The organism is bacterium (assembly GCA_040754625.1).
In the GTDB taxonomy this organism is placed as follows: domain Bacteria; phylum JACRDZ01; class JAQUKH01; order JAQUKH01; family JAQUKH01; genus JAQUKH01.
In genome coordinates, this window is record JBFMCF010000105.1 from 19,301 (window position 1) to 30,217 (window position 10,917).

The 10,917-nt window shown below is 37.2% G+C and carries 13 protein-coding genes; all 13 read left to right on the forward strand.

Annotated features, from left to right (window positions below; translation table 11 throughout):
- The first annotated feature begins 174 nt into the window (after positions 1 to 174).
- The 13 genes from cmk (at position 175) to AB1498_10220 (ending at position 10,785) form a co-directional block, all read left to right on the forward strand.
- Entirely contained in the window at positions 175 to 837 is a 663-nt protein-coding gene (cmk, locus tag AB1498_10160; GenBank protein MEW6088650.1) for a (d)CMP kinase, read from the forward strand.
- Positions 837 to 1,466, forward strand: a complete 630-nt coding sequence (locus AB1498_10165) for a lysophospholipid acyltransferase family protein (GenBank protein MEW6088651.1) — start codon at positions 837 to 839, stop codon at positions 1,464 to 1,466. Before cmk ends, AB1498_10165 begins: the two co-directional genes overlap by 1 nt.
- Positions 1,463 to 2,308, forward strand: coding sequence for a 4-hydroxy-3-methylbut-2-enyl diphosphate reductase (gene ispH / locus AB1498_10170; GenBank protein MEW6088652.1), 846 nt, complete (start codon positions 1,463 to 1,465; stop codon positions 2,306 to 2,308). Before AB1498_10165 ends, ispH begins: the two co-directional genes overlap by 4 nt.
- A gap of 29 nt (positions 2,309 to 2,337) precedes the next feature.
- The gene (locus tag AB1498_10175; GenBank protein MEW6088653.1) at positions 2,338 to 4,203 is read left to right on the forward strand and encodes a 30S ribosomal protein S1; all 1,866 of its coding nucleotides are present in this window, start codon (positions 2,338 to 2,340) and stop codon (positions 4,201 to 4,203) included.
- Entirely contained in the window at positions 4,187 to 4,897 is a 711-nt protein-coding gene (gene cysE, locus AB1498_10180; protein MEW6088654.1) for a serine O-acetyltransferase, read from the forward strand. Before AB1498_10175 ends, cysE begins: the two co-directional genes overlap by 17 nt.
- A 60-nt stretch (positions 4,898 to 4,957) precedes the next feature.
- Positions 4,958 to 5,338 carry a Fe-S cluster assembly scaffold protein NifU gene (gene nifU / locus AB1498_10185; GenBank protein ID MEW6088655.1) on the forward strand — a complete coding sequence of 127 codons (381 nt, stop codon included), beginning with the start codon at positions 4,958 to 4,960 and terminating at the stop codon, positions 5,336 to 5,338.
- 11 nt (positions 5,339 to 5,349) lie between these two features.
- Positions 5,350 to 5,631, forward strand: coding sequence for a DUF507 family protein (locus AB1498_10190; GenBank protein MEW6088656.1), 282 nt, complete (start codon positions 5,350 to 5,352; stop codon positions 5,629 to 5,631).
- A 25-nt stretch (positions 5,632 to 5,656) separates the two neighbouring features.
- Positions 5,657 to 5,938: a DUF507 family protein gene (locus AB1498_10195; protein ID MEW6088657.1), complete on the forward strand. Its 282-nt coding sequence runs from the start codon at positions 5,657 to 5,659 to the stop codon at positions 5,936 to 5,938.
- Positions 5,928 to 6,857: a carboxylating nicotinate-nucleotide diphosphorylase gene (nadC, locus tag AB1498_10200; GenBank protein ID MEW6088658.1), complete on the forward strand. Its 930-nt coding sequence runs from the start codon at positions 5,928 to 5,930 to the stop codon at positions 6,855 to 6,857. Before AB1498_10195 ends, nadC begins: the two co-directional genes overlap by 11 nt.
- An 80-nt stretch (positions 6,858 to 6,937) precedes the next feature.
- Complete coding sequence (locus AB1498_10205; protein ID MEW6088659.1) at positions 6,938 to 7,906, forward strand: biotin--[acetyl-CoA-carboxylase] ligase; 969 nt, start codon at positions 6,938 to 6,940, stop codon at positions 7,904 to 7,906.
- A gap of 28 nt (positions 7,907 to 7,934) precedes the next feature.
- Complete coding sequence (locus AB1498_10210; GenBank protein ID MEW6088660.1) at positions 7,935 to 8,717, forward strand: type III pantothenate kinase; 783 nt, start codon at positions 7,935 to 7,937, stop codon at positions 8,715 to 8,717.
- Between the two features lie 41 nt (positions 8,718 to 8,758).
- On the forward strand, positions 8,759 to 9,922 hold the full coding sequence (locus AB1498_10215) for a GuaB3 family IMP dehydrogenase-related protein (GenBank protein ID MEW6088661.1): 1,164 nt from the start codon (positions 8,759 to 8,761) through the stop codon (positions 9,920 to 9,922).
- The gene (locus AB1498_10220) at positions 9,919 to 10,785 is read left to right on the forward strand and encodes a tetratricopeptide repeat protein (GenBank protein MEW6088662.1); all 867 of its coding nucleotides are present in this window, start codon (positions 9,919 to 9,921) and stop codon (positions 10,783 to 10,785) included. Before AB1498_10215 ends, AB1498_10220 begins: the two co-directional genes overlap by 4 nt.
- The last annotated feature ends 132 nt before the right edge of the window (positions 10,786 to 10,917 follow it).

Sequence of the window (10,917 nt, forward strand, 5' to 3'; positions counted from 1 at the left end):
CCCTTACTCCCCGAACCCCAAAAAACCTACACACAGAACAGGATGCTTACGGATGAAAAATGGCATAATTGCAGGAAAGACGCAAAAACAAATCAGGGAATTTTCGGGGATACTTCGTCACTTAGTTTAATCTTGACTTTTATTTGCTAACTGGTATAATCTAATGGTTTAATTATGAAAAGCACAGTAATCGCCATTGACGGCCCGGCAGGTTCGGGTAAAACTACATTAGCCAGGTTGCTCGCAGAAAAGTTAGGCCTTTTATATATTGATACGGGAGCGATGTATCGTTCTTTGACATTAAAGATATTAAATCTGAATATTGATTTTAATAATAAAGAATTATTGATCGATTTGGCCAGGAAAGCAGATATTAAATTAAAGCCGGATGGCAAAAATCTGAAAGTGTTTATCGATGGGGCTGATGTTACAGATGAAATAAGGACCCCGGAGGTGACAAAAAACACTTTTTACGTGGCCCAGGTAAAAGAGATTAGAGAAGAGATGGTAAAGATACAGAGGAGTTTTGTAAAAGAAAATAAAGTTATAATGGAAGGCAGGGATATAGGAACAGTGGTGTTCCCCGATGCTTCAAAAAAAATATATCTTGATGCGGCATTGCGTGAACGCGCTAACAGAAGATTCAGGGAATTTATGGCAAAGGGATTTAACCCGACCCTTTCAGAGATTGAAGAAGAATTGGCCGAGAGGGATAAAAAAGATAAAACAAGGGCATACGGCCCGCTCAAAATGGCTGATAACGCGGTATATCTTGATACGACGAATTTGAATATCCCTGAAATGGTGGAACAGGCTTTAAGGATTATAAATTCTTGATGTGGTATAAAGTAGTCCATATTGTTTCGAATGTGTTGTCCAAAATTTTATTTGGATTGGAACGAAAGGGAATTGAAAATTTTCCGGGAAAAGGGCCGGTAATTTTAGCATCAAATCATCTTAGTTTTCTTGACCCTATAATTATTCCGACTGCAAGCCGCCGCCGCATGCACTTTATGGCTAAAGCAGAGTTGTTTACCGTCCCGGTGCTGGGCTGGCTGGTGAAGATATTTAATGCTTTTCCGGTTAAAAGGGGTGTATTGGATAAGTCGGCTCTTAAGAATTCTTTGGATGTTTTGAAAGAAGGGAATGTGCTATTATTGTTTCCCGAGGGGACGAGAAGCCCGACTGGGGAGATCCAGGAGGCAAAACCGGGAATAGGTTTTATTGTTTATCACAGCAGAGTCCCCGTAGTCCCTGTTTTTGTGACAGGAACGGATAAAGCGTTTCCCCGGGGTGCATGGATGGTCAGGCCAAAAAAGGTCAAAGTAATTTTTGGAAAACCCTTGAATTTTGATAAATACCTTTCGCAAAAAGGATCAAAAGATATTTATACGCAGATTGGGAAAGATATAATGTGCGCTATAAAATTGTTGTCAGAAACTGACCGCTTTGTGAAAAGAAAATGAGTGCTGAAAAAATTATATGCGCCAGGAGCGCGGGATTTTGTTTTGGAGTGGAAAGGGCTATAAAATTAGCGAACCAGGCCGCAAGAGATAATATTAAAGTTTATACACTGGGGCCCTTGATACATAATCCGCAGGAGGTCGCGAGGTTAGGGAAAAAAGGTATTGTTCCGATTAATGATTTTAAAAAAATCGGCAATAATCTTGTGATAATCCGTTCCCACGGCATATCGCCTGAAGGATGGGGGGAAATAAAAAAGAGAAAACTGAAATTTATTGATACAACGTGTCCGTTTGTTTTAAAAGCGCAAAAATTGGCTAAAGAATTAGAGGAAGAAGGATATTTTGTTATTGTTGTCGGTGAAAAAAACCATCCTGAAATAAAAAACATAATCGGATATGCTAAAGGTAAGGCTGTCGCGGTAGGGGATTTAAAGGATTTAAAAACTATCCCTCCCGGGGAAAAAAGAATTGGCGTAATATCACAGACCACGCAAACTTTAGAAACATTTATTAAAGTAATAAACGCGCTTTTATTAACATATCGCGAGTTAAAGATATATAATACAATATGCCAGGCAACGACTGAACGCCAGAAAGAAGCGGAGATGATTGCCAAAAAAGTAGACATAATGCTTGTAATTGGCGGACGAAACAGTGCTAATACAACACATCTCGCGGATATTTGCAGAAATGCAGGTGCCAGGGTGTATCATATAGAGATAGAGGATGAAATAAAAAAAAGCTGGTTTAAAGGTAATGAAAGAATAGGAATTACAGCAGGTGCTTCAACACCCGATTGGGTTATTAAAGGTGTGGTTAAAAAGCTAAAAAATTATTTTTGAATTTTAGAAAGAAGGAGGTATTTTTTTTAATGGAACGAGGCAGAAAAACGGCAAAGAAAATTGAAAAGGAAGGTGTTGATACGGCGATGCAGGAAAAAAACGGTTTGCAGGGAGGTGTAATAGACAGCGATAATTTAGATCTGGAACAGGCGTATTATTCATCTATGGCATCTTTGAAAGAAGGAAATATAATCAAGGGGAAGGTCGTAAAGATTAAAAGTGAAGAAGTGATTGTTGATATTAATTATAAATCGGAAGGGGTTGTTCCTAAAGCTGAATTTATTGACCGTGAAGGCAAGCTTACGGTAAAAGAAGGGGATGAAGTAAATGTGTTTCTGGAGAAGATGGAAAATAAAAACGGGTTAGTTGTTCTTTCGAGGGAAAAAGCCGCGTATATGGTTACATGGGACAAGATTGTTGATTCTTATGAAAATCAGAAAATAGTGGAAGGAAAGGTCATTAAACAGATAAAAGGCGGTTTTGAAGTTGATATCGGGGTCAAGGCCTTTCTTCCGGCATCCCAGCTTGATGTCCGGCCCGTTTCTCGTATGGAAGAAGTTGTCGGGAAAGTTTTTCCAATGAGAATAATAAAGATTAACAGGGTGTTGAATAATATAGTTCTTTCCCGGAGAATAGTTCTGGAAGAGGATAGAGAATCTAAACGGGAAGAAATTATTTCTACTTTAGAGGAGGGACAGATAAGAGAAGGTATAGTTAAAAATATTACTGCTTTTGGGGCGTTTGTTGACCTGGGCGGTATGGATGGATTATTGCATATAACAGATATGTCATGGGGTAAGATTAAACATCCTTCTGAAAAGGTTTCTCTCGGCCAGAAAATAGAAGTCAAAATAATCAGTTTTGACCGCGAAAAAAATAAAATATCTTTGGGGTTGAAGCAAAAAACCTCTGACCCATGGGAAATGATCGGCCAAAAATACCAGACAGGGCAGGTTGTGAACGGTAAAGTAACAAACCTCATGGATTATGGTGCCTTTGTGGAAATAGAAGAAGGTATTGAAGGGCTTATCCATAATTCGGATATGTCATGGGTAAAAAGGATTACAAATCCATCCCAGATTTTAAAAACCGGGCAGATAACTCCTGTTGTTATTTTATCCATTGATAAAGAAAACAGGCGGTTATCGCTTGGTTTAAAACAGACCCAGCCAAATCCATGGGAAACAATAGACAGAAAATACCCGATAGGATCCAGGGTTAACTGTAAAGTTTCAAATATTACGGATTTTGGAGTGTTTGTTGAATTGGAAGAAGGGGTTGAGGGGCTGGTTTATATAACTGATATTTCTTGGACTAAAAAGATTAACCATCCCAGCGAAATTTACAATGCAGGGCAGCAGGTAGAAGCCCTGGTTTTAAATATTGATAAGGGAAAAGAAAAAATATCTTTAGGGGTCAAACAGCTTTCGGAAGATCCTCTTTCCGAATTTGAAAAAACAAATAAAGAAAAACAAGTATTTAATATTAATGTTAAAGAACTGACTTCCAGCGGTTATGTTGTTGAACTGGAAAACGGGTTTTCCGGGTTTTTGTCATTCAGCGAGGTCCTGGACGGGTTAATTAAAAAAGATAAATCTGAACTTTTGGGTAAAACATTGGAGGCAAAAGTTGTTAAAGTGGATTTAGTCACAAGGCAGATTATTTTAAGCCAGAAGGCTTTTGCCAAAGAAGAAGAAGCCAGGATAATTGAGGAATATAATAAAAACCAGGGGGCGCTGGAGATTACGCTTGCAGAAGCGGTTAAAAAATCGTTGAAGAAAAAAAGGACTAAAAAAGTTATCAACCCTTCAAGTGCGGAAGAGAAAAAGAGTAAAAAGACGAAAAAAGAAGAAATTGAACAATCAGAAGAAGTAAGTGATGTTTCAAACAATTAGAGAAGATATTAAATCAGTTTTTGAAAAAGACCCGGCTGCTAAAAATATAATTGAAGTTCTTTTTTGTTATCCTGGATTACATGCAATTTGGTTTTATAGAATAGCCCATTTTTTCTATGATAATAAATTTTATACTTTTGCGCGTTTGATATCGCATCTGGCAAGATTTTTAACCGGTATAGAGATTCATCCCGGGGCAAAGATCGGCAGAAAAGTATTTATCGACCATGGAATGGGTGTGGTGGTCGGGGAGACAGCTGAAATAGGGGACAATTGTTTGATTTATAAAGGGGTGGTGCTTGGCGGGGTCAGTTTAGAAAAGAAAAAAAGGCACCCGACTCTCGGCAGGAATGTGGTAATTGGTTCAAATGCCTGTGTTTTGGGGGCTATTACGATAGGAGATAATGTTAAAATCGGGTCTAACTCAGTAGTCGTGAAACCGGTCCCTAATGATGCTACTGTGGTTGGTGTTCCGGGAAGAATTATTGAATACCCCAAAGCCCATCCGTTGGATTTAGACCATGGGATTCTGCCTGACCCTGTGGCTGATGTAGTAAAAATTATATTAAAAATGCAGGAAGAACTGGAAGATAGAATAAAACGTATGGAAAAGGACCACAACATATTTTCATCTGATATATTAACCGGGTATAAAAAAGAAACACATACCTGGATGGATGGCGGGGGAATTTAAAAAAGCATAGGGCATAGAGCATGGAGCAAGGCGGTGCTCGATTGTCTCTTAGGAGATACCATGTTTGAATATAGTGAAAAAGTTTTAGAGCATTTTAAAAATCCAAGAAACGTGGGGGAGATACCGGATGCAGATGGTATAGGAACGGTAGGCAACCCGGTTTGCGGGGATTTGATGACTTTTTACATCAAAGTAAAAGATAATGTTTTGCAGGATGTGAAATTCAAGACATTCGGGTGCGGCGCGGCTATAGCAGTTTCAAGCATTGTGAGTGAGCTTGCAAAAGGTAAAACATTAGATGAAGCTATGAAATTGGACAATCAGATGGTGGCGCAGGAATTAGGGGGACTGCCTCCCAGCAAACTTCATTGCTCTAATCTTGGCGCGGATGCGTTGCATAAGGCAATAGAAGATTATAAGAAAAAATCTGCCAAAAAATAAAGAGGTATGAAATGCGTATTTCAGAAAGAAAAATTGCTTATTTGGCAAAAGAAATCAGCTCAAAAATGTATGGCTCTAAAGGAATTACGCTGAATGTTTCTTTGGAAGTTTTAGAAAACAAGATTTCAGGGGTTATCTTGGAAAATATGAAAATGGAAGATGAAATCGATAAAGAGGCAAAAATGATTATAGAACAGCACCAGAAAGAAATTAAAGACGGGATGATTGATTACCATAGTTTTTTTAAAAAAGTAAAAGACAGGCTTGTAAAACAAAAAGGCTTTGTCGTATGAAACCGTTTCTTTGAGGAGTTATGAGATGAGATTAAGTGAAGACAGGATAGTTGACTTAAGCTGTAAAATTGCCGGTAAAATATTAGATGAAGAGCTTATTTATTCTGATTTTGATGAAGATGAGCTGATAGACTTCATTAAAAGAATAATCTGTAACGATTTTGCGATTGAAGATGAAATTGAAGCAGAGACAAAAAAAGTAATGAATTCCTATTCCCGTTCTATTCCCGAGGGCAGTGCTGAATATAATGCTGTTTACCAGAAAATAAGGGAAGATATAGCCAAACGAAAAAATTATGTTCTCTAGAAGAACTACACATTGTTTCGCCAGAAATAATGCTGTTACCCTGCCCAAGATACTTAATAGTAAAATAATAAATAAAAAATATAAAGAATATGTTTCTTTAAAATATTTATCAATCATTAAGTCTGCCTTAAAAGAAGATATTAACGGCGGGGACATAACATCCTATTATCTTGTACCTAAAAATAAGATTGTTGAATGTGAGATCAGGGCAAAAGAGCGGGGGGTTCTTGCCTGTTTATTTATTGTCAGGGATATTTATTCTCTTTTAGACAAAAATGTCAAAATATTATTTGCAAAAAAGGACGGTGAAAAAGTAAAAAAGGGAGACGTTGTCGCACTTATATCCGGGCCTGCCGGCTCTATCCTTAAGGGAGAAAGAGTGTCTTTGAATTTTCTGCAGCATTTTTCAGGGATAGCCACATTGTCAAAAAAGTATGCTGAGAAGATAAAACCATATAATGTAAAAATTTTAGATACCCGCAAAACAATGCCTCTTTACAGGTTTCTGGAAAAATACGCGGTAAAAACCGGGGGGTGCTTTAATCACCGTTTTGGTTTGGATGACATGATTTTAATTAAAGAAAATCATATCATTTTGAATAATGGAATAAAGAACACGCTCAACATGCTTGATAAAAATTTTAAAGAAAAGAGATTGGTGGAAATTGAAGTGAAAAACCTTAAAGAACTTGAAGAAGCATTGTTTTTTTCGCCTGATATTATTATGCTTGATAATATGAAACTCAGGGACATCAGAAAAGCCCGTGAAATTGTCCCTGTAAAAATAAAACTTGAGGTTTCAGGCAACATTAATTTGAAAAATGTCAGAAAGGTTGCTGAAACAGGAGTGGATTTTATTTCTATCGGCGCGATTACACATTCTGCAAAAGCGCTGGATTTAAGTTTAATAATTAAATGAACCCCGCCCTTCCTAAAGTAATAAGGAAGTAAGGTGGGAAAAAAATTAGTTTAGGTGATAATTATAAAAGGAAGAGCTGGGTGAAATCTTTAGAATTGTCGGCGAAAATACTAAAAAGGTTAAAAACCGGGGAAGTTATTTCAGGATGCAGATTGAGTAAAGAAAATAATATATCCCGTATGGCAGTTTGGAAAAGAATTAATTTCTTAAAAAACGAAGGTTATGATATAAAATCAATACCGCGAAAAGGTTATATTCTGGCAGACAGGAAGGAATGCTTTACTCCCGAAGAAATATTTTCGAAATTAAACACGAAAACATTTGGCAGGAAGATATTTTTCTTCGGGGAAGTTGGTTCAACTAATGATTTAGCCTATCAATATGCCCTGAAAAATACTAATGAGGGGGTAATATTTATCGCCGAATCACAAACCAAAGGCCGCGGCAGAATGGGGAGAAAATGGTTTTCCCCAAAAGAAAAAGGATTATGGTTTTCAGTTATATTAAGGCCCAGGATTAATTTTTCTGATATAACAATATTACCGTTATTGACGGCTGTTTCATGCGCAGATGCGATTAATAAAACTTCAGCTTTAGATGCAAGGATAAAATGGCCTAATGATTTATTGATAAATAATAAAAAAGTCGGCGGAATACTTCTCGAGATAAATGCAGAAATCGATAAAATAAATTTTCTGGTTGCCGGGATTGGAATAGATGTAAATATAAATAAAAAAGAATTTCCAAAATACCTGGGAGATAATGTATCTTCTTTAAAAATAGCAAAAGGGAGTATAATATCCCGTGTGGATTTGCTTGTGAATATCCTGGAAAATTTGGAAAACAGGTATCAAAATTTTCCAGAAAATAAATTTGATATTATAAAAATATATTCTGAATTATGTTGCAATTTAGGGAAAATGATAAATGTGGAAACACAGACCGGAATTATAAAAGGGGAGGCAGTAAAGGTTCATGAAAGCGGGTGCTTAATTATCAGGGATAAAAATGGGAAATTGATCAAATTGAGCAGCGGGGATATTATTTAAGAGCTCTAAGAAACAGGATAAAGCGGATATGAAATATTATTTAGGTTTTGATATTGGAAATACCCAAACCGTCATAGGAATTTTTAGGGATAACAAACTGATAAATAATTGGCGGATTGATACAATTAAGGAAAGAGGAGCGGATGAGTATATATCAATAATAAACGGTTTTTTCAGGAAAATTAATATATCTCCAAAGGAAATTGGAGCATTCATTATTTGTAATGTGGTCCCGCAAACCAGAAAAACAGTTAATGATTTTAGCTTGAAATATTTAAATATCAGGCCTATTGAAGTTGGAGTTAACTTAAATCTAGGGATAAAAATCAGCATAGACAACCCACGGGAACTTGGCGCGGACAGAATCGCAAACGCAGTCGCAAGTTTTGAGGAATATAAGGGCCCGGTCATCATAATAGATTTTGGAACAGCCACTACATATGATTGTATCAGTAAAAAAGGTGAATATTTGGGGGGAATTATTCTCCCCGGATTAAAAATCTCTGCTGAAGCATTATATTTAAAAACAGCTAAACTTCCGAAAGTGGAAATAAAAAAACCAACACGTTTAATTGGCAGGAACACAATTGACGGAATAAATTCAGGATTGATATATGGCACGATTTTCCAGACAGAGGGCATTATCGCAGGCCTTAAAAAGGAGTTAAAACCTTCAGGTGATATTAAAGTCATATCTACGGGCGGGTTATCAGGATTAGTATACAAAGATATTAAATGCATTGATGGAAATGATCCTTTTCTCACGTTGAAAGGTATCCGGTTAATATTAGAGAAAAATATGGATAAGTAATTTAATAAGTGATATAATTCCAAAAAAGGAGGACTTATTTTATGGGAGGAGAATTTATTGGCAGGGGGAAGAAGGCCCGCCGTTGTTATGGATTTGATGAAATTGCATTAGTTCCCGGCAGTTTGACAATTAATCCTAATGAAGTCGATATAAGCTGGTCGCTGCGTGATAAAAAATTTTCTACACCTATAATAGCCGCGGCTATGGATGGAGTAGTTGACACAAATTTCGCTGTTCAGATGGGCAAACTTGGAAGTTTCGCTGTTTTAAATTTAGAAGGGATTCAGACGAGATACGAGAATCCTTCTGAAGTTTTGGACGAAATTGCGAATGCCTCATCTGAAGATGCCACAAAATTAGTCCAGGAAGTTTACCTGAAACCTATCAAAGAAGAACTTATAGCCAAAAGAATAAAAGAAATTAAAAAACATAATGTTCCTGCGGTAGTATCCTCAATCCCGCAAAGAGCCCGGCGTTTTGGGGAAATTGCCCAGGATGCGGGCGTCGATGTTTTTGTAGTTCAATCCACAGTTTTAACTGTAAAGCATATTTCGTCTGAATATGATACGCTTGATCTTTCTTCATTCTGCAAAAAAATGAAGATACCGGTCATTATTGGCAATTGTGTCACTTATGATGTTGCGCTTGAACTTATGGGGACGGGAGCGGATGCGATCCTTGTTGGGATCGGGCCGGGCGCGGCATGTACGACGAGGGGTGTTTTGGGAATTGGGATTCCCCAGGTTACCGCCACAATAGATTGTGCTGATGCAAGAGATTTTTATTATAAACAGGTCGGGAAATATGTGCCGATTATTACCGACGGGGGTATGAATATCGGCGGCGACATATGCAAGGCCTTTGCCTGTGGAGCAGATGCGGTAATGATAGGTTCCGCATTTGCGAGGGCGAAAGAGGCACCGGGGAGAGGATATCATTGGGGAATGGCAACGCCTCATGCAAATTTGCCCAGGGGGACAAGAATCAAGGTAGGAACAACCGGGACCCTAAAGGAAATTTTATTCGGCCCTGCGCGGCTTGATGATGGTTCCCAGAATTTAACAGGTGCGCTGCAGACTTCAATGGGAAATCTTGGAGCAAAAAACATCAGAGAGATGCAGTTGACGGAAATTATTATTGCACCCGCAATTCAGACTGAAGGTAAGGTTTTTCAAAAAGCACAAAAAGTAGGAATGGGGAAATGAAAGAAAAATCAAAAGTTTTTATAGGTCTTATAAGTCTTATAGGTCTTATAAGCCTTATTGCTGCCTGTGAAAAGCCTGTTGATGAACAGAACGAGCTGGCAAAAGGGTATTTTGAAAAAGCACAATTGTTGTTTAAATTAGAGGATGAAACGGGCAGGCTGATTGTTGATTTAGACGAAAATTTAAAACAAAAGGAAAAATGGCAGAAGGCTTTTAAAGAATACAAAAAGATTACAGAGGAGTGTCCGGACAGTAAATATGTTTTGGAAAGTTTGGCCTCAATGGTAAAAATCAAGCAAAGATATGGTTCATTTAAAGATTATGTGTCATTTTACCACCGTATAATAGAAGAATTTCCGGGAAGTCCCTATGCAAAAGAGGGTAAAGATGTTATAGAAAAAACTGCTAAACGTTTAATGATTTCCGCTGATGATTATGCTTATAGAAAACAAAATGATTTGGCAGAAGAGGAATATAAAAATGTTCTTTTTGTGAATCCTGATTTAATAGAGGCAAATTATAAGCTTGCATTGGTATATGAAAAAATGGGACTTTATAAAAAGGCAAAAAGTGAGTTATTAAAGGCGGATAAATTGCCGGAAACGCATTATACATTGGGATTGGCATATTTCAGCCAGTCAAAATGGGATAAGGCAATTGAAGAATTTGAAAAGGCCATAAGTATTAAACAAAACTATAGTGCCGCATATATGAATTTAGCGTTTGTGTATGAAAAAATTAATAATAATGACAAAGCCAAAGAGATATGGCGTAAGTATTTGGAACAGGCTGTAAAAGATCAAAATGAAGGTAAATGGATTCCAACTGCCGAGGAACATGTGAAAAAAATATCAAATAATTAAATAATATGATAATGTCAAAATAGGTATGAAAGGAATGAAAGTTTTGAAACGGGGTAAATTTTAGATTTCTCCCTTTAGAAAAGGGAGATTAAGAGGGATTTGAGAGAATTGGCAAGTGTATTTAACACGATA